The following is a 17,966-nucleotide window of genomic DNA, read 5'->3' as shown; positions in this document are numbered from 1 at the left end:
CAGCCGCAGGTTGAAACTTAATACGAGATCAAAGGGGTCAATTTTACTTCGCCATTTTTAAGGTAAAAGGGGTCAATTTTAAAATGCCGTTGACAATGTAAAAAAAGGTTAAGTCGAAAGCTTTAAAATGGTTTTCAATCTTTTTTGAAAAATTACAACTCCTTCTAAAACCGCGCCTAATTCGATGCCTTATTTTGCAATTATTACCTTCAATACCTACAGTAAAAAATTTACCAATACTTTGCTTGCAGTTTTTAAAAGCAGTTATGAAACTGTCCCAATGATCACTTGCAATTCGGGTGTAGTGAATACCTAATTGTTTAAGCTTTGTCTTCAATCGTTGAACTGTAGCTAAGTCTCTTTTACCCCAAACATAAGCAACAATCTCACCTGTTTCTCGATGGTAGGCGTAAATAAGCCATTGTTTATTATTTTTATTTCCCACAAAAGTCCAAAACTCATCAACTTCAAGAGACTCATAATGACTTTGTTTAGGCTGAATTTGGTAGGTCGATTCGGTTAAAGTACGTAAAACTTTACCGATACTGATTCGCTCAACTTCAGCGATATCTCGTATACCACTACCTCTGACCATCAACTGTAATATTTTTCGAGTAATGCCTGAATTACATCCTAGATAGCTCAGAGCATGGTCACCAATAAACTGACGTTTACAGTCTTTGCACTGATAGTTTTGTTTCCCATCTACTTTGATGCCATTTTTCTTTATACTGTCACTGAGGCAGGTTGGACATTTGATTTCTAGAGTTATTCGCATTTCTCTATTTTATCAAAATTCAACCTGCTTTGTTTCAGCATACTTTTTGAAACACCACCAGATACCATTTTAATCAAGCAATTTGATTGAAAATTATTTATTAAACTCTGGGTTTTTATTTGCTTTAGTTCATTTACTTTACAGATGTCCAATTGTTTTAGTCAAACAAAAAACTTCGTAAATCATCTTCATATTTCAATATCTTAGATTCCTCTACTCCATGAGCACGAGCCAATATAATACTGGACTCTATAATTGAAATATTAGTATTTAAGTCAAATGCTTTACTTCTTAAATCAGCAATTTTTTCAAATTCAGTATTAATTTTATTTATGACATTTATATAAACTTCATCAACCTTAGCTAAAAAAAGTTGCATGGAGGCTTCCATCTTCTGTGCTAGCTTCTTATCTTCGCCTAATAAAATTTCACATACAAACTTTCCTGCGATTGAACCAATGACGGCACCTAAGACCGGTATAGGGATGAATGTTTGTCCTGCTAGCGCAGCAAGACCAACACCTGCACTATCAGCACAAACAAAAATTGAATTCATTTGAAATTCTTCAAAAGTTAACTTCCCTTGGTAAAAGTCATGTACTAATGAGCTTACCCCTTTTGATGCACTAACAAATGCACCAGCTAGGGGAGCAGCTAACCCCGCACAATTAGTTAAACCATAAACTGCAGCACCAGTCACACCCGCTAATGCAGATGCTTTAGCTGTGTCTAATCCAACTTCTTTCCAATCTTCTTTAGTCAGCTCACCCTTAAATAAATTTTTTCCTTCATTTTTATATTTAAGATATAAAGAGGAACTTAGGGCAATAGCACCACCGACAGCTGCAGCAGTTCCAGCTGCTTTTAGCCCTTCTGTTAAGTTGGCTTGATGTTTATCGTGAATAATATCCTTCAATTTTTCATTTTGTTGTTCGAGGTCAGCACTATGCTTATTTAATGTTTCATGCACTTGACCTTGTTGAACTTCAGCATAATCAGATACTCCAGGACGAACCACCTCATTAAATGGCTGTCCAGACTTGGTTTGGATTTCTTCAATTTTTGCTTGAATAGAATTGATTGTCTTTTGACTTAAACCTTCAATAGATTCACCGCGATGAATTTTAGAAATCAATTCATAGTGATCTTTTGGAATATGATAATAAGATCTGTCACGACCGAAGTTTTCATATTTGTCCATATGCTTGAGTACATGTTCAAGATTATTGCCCAAACCGTTAATAAATTTTGATTGAACCTGAATTCCATCAATCAAATAATCTTCGGGCGCAGTGCGTCCCACCCCCTCAAAGGTCGCTCTAACAGTATCACCTGCAAGAGCATCTCTTGCATTGCGAATACCAACTTCAACATGTTCGGCAATTTCTCCATGTTTAGTAAGATCGCTACCTAAAATATTTTTAGGTGTGCCAATAAATTCTCGGACTTGATCAACATGCTTCATTGAATTAATGAAACATTGATCCTGCAGATTAAGTTGAGTAATTTTATCTTGTAGTCGAGCAACATTAATGCCATCGACTATGGCACTAGAAATCTGGTCTTGTACTGAAGTTGTTTGCATTAATATTGCCTGATGATTTAATTAAATTAGAGTTCAACTTTCTTTTTCATAAGTAAACATAAGCTCTCTACATGATTTTTCAGTGAAATCATAAGTGCCTTCTGACCACTATCCAGTTGACTATAATCAAGTGTGATAAGTGTTGAATCTAATGTACTTAATTGGGATTGCATCCCCACAATATGCTTTTGGGTCTCTTCCGCAAGTTTTTCTATTTCTAAAGATGCTGCTCTAAACTGTCTATTTAGAACTTCGATTTCCTTTCTTTTTTCATCAGCTTCTTTAGCGATTTTCTCATTTCTACTGCGTGCAAAAAGTGCACTTCCGACTAATGCCGTACCGCCAATTGCCCAGCCTACTGGTCCTGCAAGTGCTAATAAGGCATTGCCTGCAACCATACCACCACCACCTGCAGCAAGAGCACCTCCACCTAACCAAGCTAAGGCAGCATTAGTAGCTGCTGCCCCTCCTAAAGCAGAAATAGCGGTACCTGTAGATGCTGTCCCAAAAGTAGTAGCAATTGCCATAGCTGCGGTTGGGGCGAAAGCTACAACACCAGCCCCAGCAGCTACTCCAGCTCCAGCAGTACCGCCAGCCTGTATATCAATTTGACGTGCGTTTTCCTTAATCTTATCGAGAATATCGTTAAAAACTTTAAATTCAGCTTTATATTCACTGAATGTTTTATCAAACTCTTTAGGTTTATTGGCGATACCACTAAAAAGTGCTTCGATTCTAGTAATAATGTTATGACCATCATTTTTACGAAGATTCATTAATTTTTCAGACTGTAATCCTACTTTTTGTCCTAGGTGTTCATAAGCGCTTTTTGTGGCTTCAAATTGAGCAATAGCATTTTTTTTTAAATCGCCATTTAACATTTTTCCCTCTTACATATTTATGTATTTTGTGTGTAATGTATCATGTATGTTATTATTTTTGGTAAAAATGTAATCTGATATTTTTGAATAATTTTTCAATATTCACATTTCGAGTTGTTGACAATAAGTTTATGAATTACAAGGTTAATTAAAATTCATTAGGGGTAAAGTGAATACTTTACCCCTATATTTGATATTGTTGTATAAGATACATTACAAGCTAATTTTTATTTTAAAGATTTAAAACAACTTGATACGGTTTAAACCCTTCTAGTACAGCAGCGGAGACTAATTGTATAAACGCTTCAGTTTTTCCATAAGCCATCCATTGATCTAGGGCCTCATAGTAGGCCAATCGGTTTTCAACTGTTATTACACAAGGGGGATAACCAGCTTTAAGCAATTCAAGATTCATCAATAGACGTGATGTACGGCCATTGCCATCAATGAATGGATGGATACCTACAAAATCAGCATGTACTTTGGCTGCACGTTCAATCGGATGAAGCTTATGTGCCTCTGAGTTGTACCAGTCGACTAGCTGAGTCATTTTGTCATTGAGCAATGTATAGTCCGGTGGTGTAGTTGTAGCACCTGAAATCAATATGTTTTGCTGACGATAACGTCCAGCATTATCATCAATATTCTTTAAGATAAGCTGATGGATATTACGAATTTGCCACTCAGAAAAAGGCTCCTCTTTCTGAATGATATCCTCAACATAGTAAATTGCATTTCTATGGTTGATCGCTTCGAAGTGTTCTCTTAATGCCTTTCCGCCAACAGTAATACCTTCGAGTACTACTTTAGTTTCTAGCAGGGTGAGTGTATTGCCTTCAATTGCATTTGAATGATAGGTCCAACGGACAATAAGATCTTCTTGTAAATTTTTTACAATTGATGGAGAAAGAGGGCGATGTTGATCTAATTTTTTCTTTAAATCATCAATAGTTTCAAACATTACCTTATCCCTGAATTTGTCTTAGTCGATAATACATGAAAAAAGAAATATCAGAAATGTAGTGATATATCATTACATTTTATTGATTATAAAAGTAGTAATTGGAAGGCTTCCAGTATTCTAGACACAAGACAGCCTTATTTCGAAGATACATTCTTGTTCATTTCACCCATACATCTATGGCATGTTGTAGATGACTAGTTTTGACATAAAGCGTTGCACCTGATGGACCTGCCTGAAATTTAGCAGCACTATTGAGGGGAAGACGGACCCACGAACCTGCTGGATATATTTCAGTGCCGCAAAATAATTGACCTTTAATAATGAACAATTCAATCCCTTGTTCTGATTTCTCTACGAAAATTTGATCAGGTTCTAGCTTTTCTAAATAGGTCTGCTCATGTTCAGATTGAAATAGCGGGCATATCATCCGACGTTGGGTAAGCTTCCAATTCGCTAAGTCATTGGTGTTAATCCGGGTTGGTTCTCTCTCATGTTCAGTCATTTGCATCAGTTTCACAAAGATTAAACAACCTGCTTTACTGGAAACCCGATGAGTTGAATGATGGGGGTTACGTAAATACCAGCCTGCCGGATAATCATCTTCAGCATTCTCGGTAAAAATGCCTGACAATATGAGGACTTCTTCACCCAAAGGATGTTGATGTTCAGGAAAGGCAGATTCTGGTGCGTATTTCACAAGACTAGTTGCACGTGCTTTCTCATCGCCAATACGATCAAGCATCATTCTATCGACTTCACCTCCTGGAGATTTTACCCAATGGTAATCCTCTGGCTTGATGATGACGGGTTGTGAGAAGTCGGCATGAATAAACATAATGTTGTCCTGTAATGAAGAAACCTACGTATTTTAACGAGAATGCACAGGTTTATTTTAAAAGAAATAGCGATTAGTGAGCTCACTGTTTCAGAAAAGATAAGCATGTTGATAGCAGATATTACTCACTAAGCTATGAAATATTAATATTTTAGAGTTTAATCAACTGTGCTTTGTTTTTACATCAATGAGGAATGGCATGAAATATCAACCGCCTTATACGATCACCTCTAAAATTATTCACTTGATTGCACAAATTAGTGAATCAATAGGGCGTTTGACTGCATTAACTCAAATCCAAGATAGCCTTAAATTGCGAAAAGCCAATCGTATTCGAACGATTCAAGGGTCTTTAGCGATAGAAGGAAATACCTTGAGTACAGAGCAAATCACAGCGATCCTGAATGGCAAGACCATTATCGCTCCACCTAAAGAAGTTCAAGAGGTACGTAATGCCCTAAAGGCATATGAAGAAATTCAAGATTGGAATCCTGATCAAGAATCGCATTTGCTGAAAGCACATCAAATATTGATGACAGGACTGATTGATGAAATTGGACAGTATCGTCATGGCGGTGTTGGTGTGATGTCAGGGGATCGAGTCGTGCATATGGCTCCGCCTGCAAATCAAGTCCAGCGTTTAATGAGAGAGTTATTACAGTGGTTGGCTGAAGGTAATGAGCACCCATTAATTCAGAGTTCAGTATTTCATTATGAATTTGAGTTTATACATCCATTTGCTGATGGCAATGGGCGGATGGGGCGTTTATGGCAAACTTTAATCTTAAGCCAGTGGAATCCTATTTTTCTCAACATCCCTGTAGAAAGCTTGATTTATCAAAACCAAAAAGCTTATTACGATGCATTGCAAGCGAGCACAGATCGTTCAGATTCTGCACCTTTTATTGAATTTATTTTGCAGATGATTCTAGATGCAATACTTAGTTCTGATGCCAGCGATCAAGATACCGCTCAAGCTAGCGTACAAGTTAGCGATCAAGTTAAACGTCTCATCCAGAATATGGAGCAGAAAGAATATAACTTAACTGAGCTTATGGCTCTATTAGACTTGTCCCATCGAGCCACATTCCAAAAAAATTATTTAACTCCAGCATTAAAAGCAGGTGTGATTGAACGTACCCTCCCTGATAAGCCTAAGAGTCCTAAGCAAAAGTACAAATTAAAAAATTGAACTATGCTGAGGTTGATGTGATTATTACTATACTATCATAATGAGCTAATTGTAATGTTATAACATTGTATTTATCTTTAAGTATAATGTTCTGCTATAATGCCGTACGCCACTTTAAATCCTCAATTCGGATTTGAACAAGATTTTAAAGTGATTCAATGCACTAAATCTAATTTGGGTCAAAATTGGGTCAATGAATTTTTTTATTCAATAAAAAAGCTTTAGAATGAATAGGTTAGGATTTGAGTTCAATTGACGCCACCTCCACCAAAATTCTTGTTATAAATCAGCCACTTATCTAAGTGGCTTTTTTATTACCTAAACTTTATAAGCGATTTAAAAGATCAAATCAAAACTAGAACGAATACGCTCGATTAATAAATGCTTCGACTCTGACAAATGAGTGTTTTTACGAACCATCAATTGGGTCTGAGCCGTATTGCACAGCTCGGAATCAAGAGTTAAGGCAACGGCCTGACCTTCTTTTACTGCATCTGCAATATCTGCATAGCGCATGGCGGAAATCCCATGTCCAGCCACCACATAATTTTTTAAGGCATAAATAGAATTGGTGGCCAGGCTAATATTCAGGTTCACTTGTAAGCGCACCATTTCACTGTCGAGTAGCTGACGAAAACCATGCCCCACAGGCATTAAGGCAAATTTATAGGCTGAAATTTCAGATAGGCAGGAACAGCTAGAATAAAAGGTTCTGTTTTATGGGCAATGGTGCTGATGTCTGTATGAAATGGGGGGTTATACGCAAGTCCAATATGCGCTAGGCTGTCCACGATATGTCGTACTACATGCTGGGCACTCATTAATTCTAACTGGATTTCAAGATTTGGATATTTATGGTGCACATGTCGAAGTACATCATAAATCATGTGTTGCATATAACTTTCACTTGAAACAATGTTCACTTTGCCAAGTTGAGAAGATTGCAGCTGAAATAAACTGTCAAATAATTCATTTTCACGATTCTTATTTTCCTTAAAATACTCAAGTACCAGATAGGCGGCTTCAGTCGGAATAATATGCCGTCCCTTACGTTTGAACAGGTTTATTTTTAATTCTGATTCAAAGAGTTGAATTTGTCGGCTCATGGCGGACTGTTCAATATTCAGGATATCTGCCGCTTTGCGCATCGAGCCAAACATCATCACCGTATAGAAATAACGCAAACGCTTTTCATTGATTCCGTTCAGTGGCGCAAGGAATTGCAAGTTTCTGTCCATAAAAACTCTGATGCTTTTAAAGCATCAGTATGCCTAATAAATTACATTGTTATCAAGTCAGGAGCATGCTTACATTGTTTTTGAACAATAAGAAGATCTAGATAAAAAGGAGTTTTAGATGGATTTAATGACCTCCCGTCAACAACGGTTAGACCAGATTTACAAGAAAGTGAGCTGGCGCCTGCTGCCATTTTTATTGCTATGTTATTTCTTTGCTTATCTGGACCGGATCAATATCGGATTTGCCAAGTTGCAAATGCAGCAGGAATTGGGTTTTAACGATGCAATTTATGGCATGGCAGCCGGCATATTCTTTTTAGGTTATGTGCTGTTTGAAGTGCCAACCAACCTGTATTTTGAAAAAGTCGGCGCCAGAAAAACCATTACCCGCATCATGATTTTGTGGGGCCTGACCTCCATGTCGATGCTATTTGTCACCACCCCGCAGATGTTCTATGTCTTGCGCTTTTTACTAGGTGTATTCGAAGCCGGTTTTGCCCCGGGCATGATTTTCTATCTGACCTATTGGTATTCCGGTGCACGCATGGCACGTGTGATGGCGATCGTCATGCTGGCCGGGCCACTCGCTGGTATGTTAGGTGCACCATTATCCACGCAAATCATGAGTACTTTTCATCAGATTTATAATCTTTCTGGCTGGCAATGGTTATTTTTATTGGAAGCTGTGCCAACCGTGCTGTTGGGCTGCGTAGCATACTTTTATTTAACCGATCATCCTTCACAAGCAAAATGGCTGTCTCAAGAGGACAAAGCCTTATTGGTAAAAGAAATTTCACAGCATCAGTCTGCAACTGGTCATAGCAATTTTAAAGCGGTGTTGAAGGATCCCTGGATCTATTTCATGGCCTTGGCCTACTTCACCATTATCTGTGGGATCTATGCGATTGGTTTCTGGCTGCCATCTTTATTGAAATCGGGCGGTATCCAGAATTTGCAGATGATTGGCTGGCTGGTGGCGATTCCATATTTATGCGGTGCAATTTTCATGATCATTTTTGCCCGCAGCTCGGACAAATGGCAGGAACGGAAATGGCATTGTGTAGTGCCTACGGTATTGGCCGGAGTCAGCTTGATGTTGTCGGTGATCAGTGCGAATTTCCTGCTGTCCTTTATTGCGATCTGTACCGCAACGGCCTTTATGTTTAGTGCCTATACCATTTTCTGGTCGATTCCATCGAAATACTTAAGCGGTAGTGCGGCAGCAGGCGGAATTGCCCTGATTAACAGTATCGGATTACTCGGTGGTTTTGTCAGTCCAAATATTATGGGCATGGCGCAGTCAATGACCGGTTCCATGCTGGCAGGCTGGTTCACGATTGCTGTGATCATGATGCTCGGAGGCACTTTCCTGATCTATGCCTTCAGACTGAAAAAGCAAGTTGTTTCCCAGCAAGTAACACGCGCTGCCTTAATCGTCGATAAATAATCAATCATGCAGCATAGGAAGGATTCAAGATATGAAGAAAATCATCATTGCGGGCTTTCAACATGAAACCAATACCTTTGCCCCGACCAAAGCAAGATATGTGGATTTTGTCCAGGGCGGGGGATTTCCTCCGCTTAGCCGCGGCGCAGATGTCCTGAAATTTCGGGAACAGAACATTCCGATTGGCGGTTTTATTCAACAAGCAGAACAATTCGGTTATCAACTTTTGCCGGTAATCTGGGCTGGCACTTCACCTTCAGCGCATGTAGAGCAGGACACTTACCAACGGATCTGTGATGAAATTATTGCAAGCATCCAGCAGCATCCGGCAGATGCGGTGTATCTGGATCTGCATGGTGCCATGGTTAGTGAACAGGTGGATGATGGTGAAGGGGAATTGTTAAGACGGGTTCGTGAAGCAGTCGGGTCGGACATTCCGGTAATTGCCAGTCTGGATTTCCATGCCAATGTCACGCAAGCGATGTTTGCTCATAGTGATGCATTGATTTGCTATCGGACTTATCCGCATGTAGATATGGCCCAAACTGGACAACGCTGTGCCCAACTGCTGAATCAAATATTCGAGGGCAAAAAACTGTATAAGAAAATGTACAAGCTACCGTTTTTGATTGCGTTGAATGCACAATGTACCGAGCTGGAACCTACCCAGTCTTGTATGAATTTACTCGAACAGCTAGAACAAAATAATCCTGTCCAGATGAATTTTACGCCGGGTTTTCCGGCGGCAGATTTTGAGGAATGTGGCGGTTGTATCTGGGGCTATAGTGAAAACGCTGAGCAGTTAGATCAGGCCATGCAACGCTATATCGACCATGTGCTGCAACAAGAAGCGCATTGGAATATGGATTTTTTATCACCAGATCATGCCGTGCAGCAGGCAATTCAACTTTATCAACAGCATTATTCGGCCAAACCCGTGGTGATTGCCGATACTCAGGACAATCCGGGAGCCGGTGGTGATTCGAATACGACCGGGATGTTATCGGCGCTATATCGACATCCGGTTAAAAATGCATTGATTGGCCTCATTGTCGATCCCGCGGTGGTGCAACAAGCCTATCAGTTTGAGCTTGGTCAGCATTTTTATGCGCAACTGGGTGGAACATCGGGTATTGTCGGGGATGCCCCATTTAGCGCTGAATTTAAAATCAAAGCCTATAGCGATGGAAAATTCAGCTATGGCGGACCCATGATGCATGGCGTTGAGGCGGATATCGGCCCGAGTATATTACTGGAAATAGACGGTATTGAAATTGCAGTCAGCTCTTACAAAGCCCAGTTGCTCGATCGTAATATGTTTAGAATTTTTGGTGTTGTGCCTGAAGATAAATCAATTATTGTAGTGAAAAGCTCGGTACATTTTCGTGCAGATTTTCAGGACATGGCTGCTGCCATTTTAGTCGCAAAAGCGCCTGGGGCCATGAAAGCAGACCCGAATGACCTGCCTTGGCAAAAGATTGAGCCTGATAGACGACTCGTGCCAATGGGCGAAAGTCTGGCGCAGCGTGATCAGCCATTGCGTCGTACGGTCTAATATTTAACTAATATTCAATTAACACCCAAACGATTGAACAGGCAAGCTCTATCATGATCTAGCCTGTTTTTTGATCACATCTCCATTTCCTTAAACTTAATACAATTTTCTGTTACTTGATTCCGTGTCTGGATCTGCCATAGATGAACTTGACTGACACCGACTTAAGCTAGCTCAAAAAAGTGGACAGGAACTCAACATTCTTTTCAAACTCAACAAAATACCTATAATTCCAATTAGAAACTTGTTGTAAATTAAACCTTAGGAAAAAAACAAATACAGTTTTGACTTTCTTATTTCAAATTAGACGAATCAACCGGAGATTCTCATTGCGCGCTGCCCGCTATAAAATTTTGCTCATTATCGTATTGCTACTGGCAGTAGGGTTTGCTCTATTTCGCTGGTGGCAGGGGCCAGTGGTGCCTAGTTATACGCTGAGTGCCATGCCGCTGGTACAAAATGTTGTTGCGACCGGACGTGTTGCGACAGTCTCACGTGCCCAGGTAGGCAGTGAAATTAGTGGTGTGGTTCTGCAACGTCTGGTGCAGGAAGGCGATCAGGTTAAACCGGGTGATCTGCTAGTGGTATTGAAATCGGATGAATTGCTGGCCCAAGTCAGACAGGCCGAGCTGGCATTGACCGAATTGGCAAGCAGCCGACGGCCACAGGCTGCAGCAGAACTGGCCAGTGCCAAAGCCCAGCTGGAGCAGGCCAGCCGAGAAGCAGCACGTAGACGTAATGCAGAAGCCGGCATCCTGTCGAGGGAAGAGGTCGAACAGGCTGTGGAAGCAGAAAGAGTCGCGCGTAATAATTATGAGACAGCCCGGGTAAAAGCATCCGCATTGGCTGCGGGTCAAGTCGAAGAAGCGTCGCTTCGGGAACAGCTTGCAGTGGCACAGGCTCAACTGGCCAAAACCAAGATTCGGGCGGCGGTCGCTGGCACAGTGCTGACACGCGATGTCGAGCCAGGTGATCTGGTTCAGCCGGGACAAACTTTATTTACCATTGCGTTAACAGGGAATACAGAAATCCGGGTACCGCTAGATGAGCGGAATTTACCGCAACTGGCCTTGCAGCAAAATGCGACCGTCATTAGCGATGCCTATCCGGATCAGTCTTTCCCGGCCCGGATCAACTTTATTGCTCCAAGTATTGACCCACAGCGCGGTACGGTAGAGGTCAGGTTAACTGTCAATCTCGTACCAGATTTTCTGCGTCAGGACATGACAGTATCGGTGAATGTCGAGACGGCCAAACGAGCACGGGCACTGGCTATTCCGAATGATGCTTTAAGCAGTATCAAGGGAGATAAAGCTGTGGTCTTAATGGTACGTGATGGAAAAGTACAGCGTCAGCAGATTACTTTAGGTTTGCGTGGCCTGGCCATGTCAGAAGTGAAATCCGGCCTGAGCGAGGGTGATCAGGTGCTGGCAGATGCCGAATCTTCATTGGAGGATGGCACCAGAGTTCGCTTAAAACCACAACAGAGCTCATTGCTGAATTCTGCTGATACGGCCAATAGCAAAAATGAATTACCGGTGAACTTCGATTGAAAAACTTATTCGGGCGGCTCTGGATCGAATGGAAAATCGCGGTCAGTTTTTTGCGCGAGGGTCGCGCGCAGTCCATCATGATCACCATCGGGGTCGCCGTGGGCGTGGCAGTAATCGTCTTTATCACCGCGTTGATTCAGGGGCTGCAAGCCAATATTGTCGAACGTACCTTAGGCACACAGGCGCATATACGCCTGTTGTCACCGGATGAAGTCAACCGGATTGTGTCACCTCCCGCCGGAACAGTGCAATTATTGCAGGAAGACAAACGGGCACAGCGCCTGCGTTCGATCAATAATTGGCAACAGATTACCGAAACACTAGACCAGTTGCCTGTACTGACCGCCGTCTCGCCGGTAGTGTCTGGTCCTGCCTTTGTACAACGGGGTGATGCGATCGAATCAGTGGCCTTGGTCGGGATGAATTTGGAGCGTTATCAGCAGATCATTCCATTAAAAGAATATTTAACCAGTGGTCAGTTGCGGGTTGGCGCGGATGATGTACTGATTGGCAGTCAATTGGCCAAAGACCTCGGTGTTCAGGTCGGCAGCAAGTTGCGACTGGATACTGGCCAACAGAACAGTGCCTTGGTGAATATTGCCGGTATCTTTGAGCTGGGCGTGCGCGAACTGGATGCGCGTTATGTTTATCTGGATCTCAAGCAGGCGCAGTCCTTACTCGGCCTGCCAGGCGGAGTAACAGTCATTGATCTGACCATTGCCAATATTTTTGAAGCAGACCAGGTTGCAGCACAAGTCGGACGCCTGACCTCATTAAAAGCCGAAAGCTGGATTGAAACCAATGCCCAACTGATGAATGCCATTACTGCACAAAACCTGTCCACCAATATGATTATTGTCTTTGTCGCAATTTCGGTGGCTTTCGGGATTGCCAGCGTCATGTCCGTCAGTGTGGTGCAGCGCACCCGGGAAATTGGTATTTTGCGGGCGACGGGTGCAACCCAATCGCAAATCCTGAGAGTTTTTCTGTTTCAGGGTGCAATCTTTGGCTTGCTCGGTTCAGTGCTGGGCAGCATAGTCAGTTATGGTCTGGTATGGGTATTTAATAATTTTGGGCCGGGATTATTCTATATTCCAATTTCGATTGAACTGGTGATATTGGCACTATTGTTGGCCACATTAACAGGCGTACTGGCGGCAGCAGTGCCATCACGTCGGGCCGCGGCACTCGATCCGGTGGAGGCGATTCGTCATGTCTGAGCAATCTCAGGAAGTTCTGCGTCTGGAAGCGCTGCGAAAATCTTATAATATTGGCCAGCCCAATGAAGTGGAGGTCTTGCATGGCATTGACCTGCGCATTGATCGCAACGACTTTGCTGCACTCATTGGCCCTTCCGGTTCTGGTAAAAGTACCTTATTAAATATTCTGGGACTGCTAGATAAACCAACGAGTGGCGAGCTGTATTTGTTGGGACAACCTACCAGTGCGATGGATGACACCGGTCGTACAGCGCTTCGCGGTAACAGCATCGGGTTTGTATTTCAGTTTCACCATCTGATTCAGGCCTTTAGTGCACTGGATAATATTCTCATGCCTTTAATGATGGCGCATGGCAAACCGAATCAGCAGGCAATGCAACGTGCACGTGATTTATTGACGGCAGTAGGGCTGGAAAAATTTGCTGAACGTAAACCGAATGAATTATCTGGAGGGCAGCAGCAGCGGGTGGCGATTGCCCGGGCCTTGATTACTGAGCCGGCATTATTATTGGCCGATGAACCGACAGGTAATCTGGATACCCAGACCGCGGCTGATATGTTTGAACTGTTTCGTAAAGTGCATCGTGAACGCGACTGCGCCGTACTTTTGGTCACGCATGATCCGCGCCTGTCCGCTACTTGTGATCGCACCATTAATCTGGTCGATGGCCGGATTGAAAGCGATTCGAGCAATTCTCCTGAAGATTAAGCTGTACTGCAAGGAGCCAGGAGGGCTAATTTTTTGAAGCGATAGAAAAGATATTTCAGATTTATAGCTTTCAAAAAATGATAGCCATATCTGAGATTGAAATAATCTGGAAACAACCTGTTTGTTAAAAAAGGATGTACGCGATTGCCTACATCCTTAAAATTTTACAGTTGAATTCTAATGATTGTGTTTTTCAGGTTGATCTAATCAATGAGCGCCGGTAAATCATACCTATTGAAAGCGTCAGGATGAAACTGAACTTAATGGTACTACCGCAAGTTTCCATTTCATCCTGTGAATAAGCCTGATCTCAAAGATTCAATCCGATTTTATTGTTCCAGATTACTTCTCAGCATCCAGGCAGTTTTTTCGTGTACTTCCAGTCTTTGCGTGAGAATGTCAGCAGTCGGCTGATCATTGGCTTCTTCAATGATCGAAAAAATACTTCTGGCGGTACGTGCCACAGTTTCATGTGCATCTACCAGTAAACGTATCATTTCTTCGGCTTTAGGCACCCCTTCGACTTCTTTAATGGAGGTGAGTTTTACAAACTGTTTATAAGTGCCGGGTGCTGCAAAACCCAAAGCCCGAATACGTTCAGCAATGATGTCCAGCGCATTCCACTGCTCAGTGTATTGAGTCATAAACATGTTGTGCAGGCTGTTGAACTGGGGGCCGGTAACATTCCAGTGGAAATTATGGGTCATTAAATACAGGGTATAACTGTCTGCTAAAAGTCTGGATAAACCGTCGACAATTTTGGCGCGATCATCATGCGAAATTCCGATATCAATTTTCATTGCTTTAGATTCTTTTTTAGAAGAGGCCATGCTCTTACTCCTTCAAACTTAAGGCGATAATGTGTATTAAAATAAAGTCGGATGTAGTCGAAGCCCGAGTCAAGAGATGAAATGATCTCTATGACTTTGTATTTGATCTGAACAGGCTAAGAGATTTAAGTGGTTATAAGTTATAGATATTAGATCAATATAAAGGCAGGAAGTTTAGTCATTATGTATAAGCAGGGCGCTGGATTGTAACTATTTAACTCTGTCAAGTTCTGACCATCCTCAGCGGTAGCACGTTAATTTTTCATAGCAAATTGAACTTCTAAAAAAGTCCTAATCATTTCAGGATTGAAACATCGTGTTAGGTTATGACGCTTATTTATGAGCAAGATCACATATCACTCCACTGAGTCTTTATTTCGAAACATCTCTGTAATATTTTAAAATTTTATTTTAAATAAATAACTTAGATGAAAATCTTAATCGTTAATAAACCCGAAATTTATAAAAAATAACACAATGCTGCCTTAATTAAACAAGGCACTACAAACAATAATAAATCTCTTTCTCAAATGCAGTTATGTTAGGACACAGGCGAAACCAATAACAATATTCCCAGAAAAGCGAAAATGCTTCGAGTCAGCATATTCAGAAGAAATATGAGGCTGATACAGGATCGGCTGTAGCAGATTGACTTGCGGGATGAGTTTGATTGGTCAAACCATGCAACATATCAGCTCAAGCGACTTTGAGATAGACCAATAATATCTGAACTAAACTCAAGCTCAGCAAGGAATACATCATGAAAATTAAGGCCAATAGCCCCGCGACTGGTAAAGACAGTTTAGACAAACAAAATACCAATAAAAAAAGTGAGCAGCTCGACGCATATCGCAGTGATGCGACCGAGCAGGCACTCACCACCAATCAAGGGGTTAAAATTTCCGATAACCAGAACAGTCTCAAGGCAGGCGTTCGCGGTGCGACCTTGATCGAAGATTTTATTCTTCGGGAAAAAATTACCCATTTTGACCATGAGCGAATTCCAGAACGTATTGTGCATGCCCGCGGTGTCGGCGCACATGGCTATTTTGAGGCTTATCCGGGGAATGAAAAACTGACCAAGGCAGGCTTCCTGACCAATACCAGTGTGCAAACGCCAGTATTTGTGCGTTTTTCTACCGTACAGGGACCACGTGGTTCAGCAGATACGGTACGTGATATCCGTGGTTTTGCCACCAAGTTTTATACGGATGAAGGTAACTTCGATCTGGTAGCGAATGATGCGCCGGTATTCTTTATCCAGGATGGGATCAAGTTCCCGGATTTTGTACATGCGGTCAAGCCTGAACCACAGACCGAGATTCCTACCGGTGCATCTGCACATGATACTTTTTGGGATTTTGTTTCCTTAGTGCCTGAATCTGCACATGCGGTGATGTGGGCCATGTCGGATCGGGGTATTCCGCGTAATTTAAGAGCCATTCAAGGCTTTGGTGTACATACTTTCCGTTTTATCAATGCCGAGAATAAAGCGGTTTTTGTTAAATTCCACTGGACGCCAAAACAGGGTCTAGCCCAACTGGTCTGGGATGAAGCACAAAAACTGGCGGGTAAAGATCCGGATTTCCATCGTCGTGACTTATATGAAGCGATTGCCTCCGGTAACTATCCGGAATGGGAACTGGGTGTACAGGTCGTTCCAGAAGAAGATGAGATGAAGTACGACTTCGACTTGCTGGACCCAACCAAGATTATTCCGGAAGAACTGGTGCCAGTGACACCGATTGGCAGAATGGTACTGAACCGTAATGTGGATTATTTCTTCGGTGAAACCGAGCAGGTAGCATTCTGTCCGGGACATATTGTGCCGGGACTTGATTTTACCAATGACCCGTTATTACAGGCACGATTGTTCTCCTATACCGATACTCAGCTTAGCCGTTTAGGTGGTCCAAATTTCCACCAGATTCCAATCAACAAGCCGGTTTGTCCATTCCACAATAATCAGCGTGATGGTTTACATCAGCGTATTGTGCATACTGGTCAAGCCAGTTATGAGCCGAACTCGATTGACAATAACTGGCCGGCTGAAACTCCGCCTGCAGCGCAAGGTGGTGGTTTTGAAAGCTATCAGGAACGTATTGATGGACACAAGATCCGTCAGCGTAGCGAATCATTCAGTGATCACTTTAGTCAGGCCCGTCTTTTCTACCGCAGCCAGGCACCACATGAGCAAAAGCACATTGTCGATGCCTATGTCTTCGAGCTGAGCAAGGTGGAGCGCAAATATATTCGTGAACGTGAAGTACTTGAAGTGCTGTGTAATATCGATCTGGACTTGGCACAGCAGGTTGCTGACCAATTGGGTATTGAAATTCCGTCAGAGAAAAAGGCGGCAAAATTGCCAGAGGTGCAGGTTTCACCACGTTTATCTTTTGAGGCATTTAAACCTGAAGATATTAAGGCACGCAAAATTGCGCTATTGGTGCACGACAAGGCCAATGAGGCCAGTATCAAAGCTGTTCAAGCTTGGGCAGAATCAGAAGGGGCTGTGGTCGATGTATTGACCCCAAAACCGGGCCCGGTACTGGGTCAGCAAGGCGAGGTGATTCCTTCCGATGGTATGCAAAAAGCAGAACCATCCATTGCCTATGATGCCGTGGTGATTGCTGACGGTGATAATTACGATGTGGTAATGAAAGACGGTGTGGCGACTCATTATCTGCTGGAAGCCTACAAGCATTTAAAACCAATCGTGTTCCTGGGTGATAAAGGCAAGCTGATTGAAGATCTGCGTTTGGTTAGCGATGAAGGAACTCTGGCAAACGGACAGTTTGAAGCAGTACAAGATAGCTTCAAGACTTTGATCCTGAACCATCGTGTCTGGGCGCGTGAAGCGATTGCAGAAGCAATTCCTGCCTAAACGATCTAATTTATATTTTAGAGGATAGAGGCTCCGGCTTCTATCCTGATGGTTTTAAAATGGATGAAGAGATGGTGAGACCGGATGTCAAAAAGTTGTTGGCTCAAGCACAACAAACCAAATGGAGCAGAGAGCAGGATATCTATCTCATTGAGCATAATCATTTGCCTCTAACTGAACTGATGCAACAGCTCTGTTTCAATGAAGAAGAGATTAATACACGGCGTAAGGTATTAGGGCTGACCACACGTTTAAAACAAATGCGCAAGCTTTCTCATTAACTGACTTTAAAAAC

Annotated in this window: 14 protein-coding genes and 1 pseudogene; 8 read left to right on the top strand and 7 right to left on the bottom strand. The window is 42.3% G+C overall.

All coding sequences use genetic code 11. The annotated features are described in order from the left end of the window. Nucleotides 1-43: 43 nt before the first annotated feature. From F891_RS05220 to F891_RS05200, 5 genes are all read right to left on the bottom strand, one after another. Nucleotides 44-778 carry an IS1 family transposase gene (locus F891_RS05220; protein ID WP_005262459.1) on the bottom strand — a complete coding sequence of 245 codons (735 nt, stop codon included), beginning with the start codon at nucleotides 776-778 and terminating at the stop codon, nucleotides 44-46. Nucleotides 779-935: 157 nt separating this feature from the next. After that, entirely contained in the window at nucleotides 936-2,363 is a 1,428-nt protein-coding gene (locus F891_RS05215) for a hypothetical protein (protein WP_005262453.1), read from the bottom strand. A gap of 26 nt (nucleotides 2,364-2,389) precedes the next feature. After that, the gene (locus F891_RS05210; protein ID WP_005027406.1) at nucleotides 2,390-3,244 is read right to left on the bottom strand and encodes a hypothetical protein; all 855 of its coding nucleotides are present in this window, start codon (nucleotides 3,242-3,244) and stop codon (nucleotides 2,390-2,392) included. 232 nt (nucleotides 3,245-3,476) lie between these two features. Beyond that, on the bottom strand, nucleotides 3,477-4,205 hold the full coding sequence (locus tag F891_RS05205) for a Fic family protein (RefSeq protein WP_005262449.1): 729 nt from the start codon (nucleotides 4,203-4,205) through the stop codon (nucleotides 3,477-3,479). Between the two features lie 160 nt (nucleotides 4,206-4,365). Then, a complete protein-coding gene (locus tag F891_RS05200; protein ID WP_005262448.1) occupies nucleotides 4,366-5,043 on the bottom strand; it encodes a cupin domain-containing protein in 678 nt (225 codons plus the stop codon). Between the two features lie 199 nt (nucleotides 5,044-5,242). Between F891_RS05200 and F891_RS05195 the strand changes: the two genes are divergently transcribed. Beyond that, nucleotides 5,243-6,235: a Fic family protein gene (locus F891_RS05195; protein WP_005262447.1), complete on the top strand. Its 993-nt coding sequence runs from the start codon at nucleotides 5,243-5,245 to the stop codon at nucleotides 6,233-6,235. 336 nt (nucleotides 6,236-6,571) lie between these two features. Here F891_RS05195 and F891_RS05190 read toward each other — a convergent pair. Continuing rightward, nucleotides 6,572-7,383: pseudogene (locus F891_RS05190) on the bottom strand (LysR family transcriptional regulator). A 208-nt stretch (nucleotides 7,384-7,591) separates the two neighbouring features. Here F891_RS05190 and F891_RS05185 point away from each other — a divergent pair. From F891_RS05185 to F891_RS05165, 5 genes are all read left to right on the top strand, one after another. Then, entirely contained in the window at nucleotides 7,592-8,920 is a 1,329-nt protein-coding gene (locus tag F891_RS05185; RefSeq protein ID WP_005251177.1) for an MFS transporter, read from the top strand. A gap of 31 nt (nucleotides 8,921-8,951) precedes the next feature. Beyond that, the gene (locus tag F891_RS05180) at nucleotides 8,952-10,475 is read left to right on the top strand and encodes a M81 family metallopeptidase (RefSeq protein ID WP_005251178.1); all 1,524 of its coding nucleotides are present in this window, start codon (nucleotides 8,952-8,954) and stop codon (nucleotides 10,473-10,475) included. A gap of 329 nt (nucleotides 10,476-10,804) precedes the next feature. Further along, entirely contained in the window at nucleotides 10,805-12,028 is a 1,224-nt protein-coding gene (locus F891_RS05175) for an efflux RND transporter periplasmic adaptor subunit (RefSeq protein WP_005251180.1), read from the top strand. Further along, nucleotides 12,025-13,248: an ABC transporter permease gene (locus F891_RS05170; RefSeq protein ID WP_005251182.1), complete on the top strand. Its 1,224-nt coding sequence runs from the start codon at nucleotides 12,025-12,027 to the stop codon at nucleotides 13,246-13,248. Before F891_RS05175 ends, F891_RS05170 begins: the two co-directional genes overlap by 4 nt. After that, nucleotides 13,241-13,957, top strand: coding sequence for an ABC transporter ATP-binding protein (locus tag F891_RS05165; protein WP_005251184.1), 717 nt, complete (start codon nucleotides 13,241-13,243; stop codon nucleotides 13,955-13,957). The genes F891_RS05170 and F891_RS05165 overlap by 8 nt, the downstream gene beginning before the upstream one ends. Nucleotides 13,958-14,286: 329 nt before the next feature. Here F891_RS05165 and F891_RS05160 read toward each other — a convergent pair whose 3' ends face one another. Continuing rightward, the gene (locus tag F891_RS05160; RefSeq protein WP_004646199.1) at nucleotides 14,287-14,787 is read right to left on the bottom strand and encodes a Dps family protein; all 501 of its coding nucleotides are present in this window, start codon (nucleotides 14,785-14,787) and stop codon (nucleotides 14,287-14,289) included. Nucleotides 14,788-15,547: 760 nt separating this feature from the next. Here F891_RS05160 and katE point away from each other — a divergent pair. Together katE and F891_RS05150 are read left to right on the top strand one after the other, a co-directional pair. Beyond that, nucleotides 15,548-17,671, top strand: coding sequence for a catalase HPII (gene katE, locus F891_RS05155; protein ID WP_005251185.1), 2,124 nt, complete (start codon nucleotides 15,548-15,550; stop codon nucleotides 17,669-17,671). 71 nt (nucleotides 17,672-17,742) lie between these two features. Then, nucleotides 17,743-17,952, top strand: a complete 210-nt coding sequence (locus tag F891_RS05150) for a hypothetical protein (protein WP_004646201.1) — start codon at nucleotides 17,743-17,745, stop codon at nucleotides 17,950-17,952. Nucleotides 17,953-17,966 lie beyond the last annotated feature (14 nt).

It is taken from the genome of Acinetobacter sp. CIP 101966 (assembly GCF_000369725.1).
Classification (GTDB): domain Bacteria; phylum Pseudomonadota; class Gammaproteobacteria; order Pseudomonadales; family Moraxellaceae; genus Acinetobacter; species Acinetobacter lwoffii_Q.
The sequence above is the reverse complement of the archived record's forward strand: the minus strand, read 5'-3'. Positions and strand labels throughout refer to the sequence as shown.

Coding starts and splice junctions, on each gene's coding strand:
- F891_RS05220 (WP_005262459.1), bottom strand. CDS start 778: ATGCGAATAACTCTAGAAATCAAATGTCCAACCTGCCTCAGTGACAGT.
- F891_RS05215 (WP_005262453.1), bottom strand. CDS start 2,363: ATGCAAACAACTTCAGTACAAGACCAGATTTCTAGTGCCATAGTCGAT.
- F891_RS05210 (WP_005027406.1), bottom strand. CDS start 3,244: ATGTTAAATGGCGATTTAAAAAAAAATGCTATTGCTCAATTTGAAGCC.
- F891_RS05205 (WP_005262449.1), bottom strand. CDS start 4,205: ATGTTTGAAACTATTGATGATTTAAAGAAAAAATTAGATCAACATCGC.
- F891_RS05200 (WP_005262448.1), bottom strand. CDS start 5,043: ATGTTTATTCATGCCGACTTCTCACAACCCGTCATCATCAAGCCAGAG.
- F891_RS05195 (WP_005262447.1), top strand. CDS start 5,243: ATGAAATATCAACCGCCTTATACGATCACCTCTAAAATTATTCACTTG.
- F891_RS05185 (WP_005251177.1), top strand. CDS start 7,592: ATGGATTTAATGACCTCCCGTCAACAACGGTTAGACCAGATTTACAAG.
- F891_RS05180 (WP_005251178.1), top strand. CDS start 8,952: ATGAAGAAAATCATCATTGCGGGCTTTCAACATGAAACCAATACCTTT.
- F891_RS05165 (WP_005251184.1), top strand. CDS start 13,241: ATGTCTGAGCAATCTCAGGAAGTTCTGCGTCTGGAAGCGCTGCGAAAA.
- F891_RS05160 (WP_004646199.1), bottom strand. CDS start 14,787: ATGGCCTCTTCTAAAAAAGAATCTAAAGCAATGAAAATTGATATCGGA.
- katE (WP_005251185.1), top strand. CDS start 15,548: ATGAAAATTAAGGCCAATAGCCCCGCGACTGGTAAAGACAGTTTAGAC.
- F891_RS05150 (WP_004646201.1), top strand. CDS start 17,743: ATGGTGAGACCGGATGTCAAAAAGTTGTTGGCTCAAGCACAACAAACC.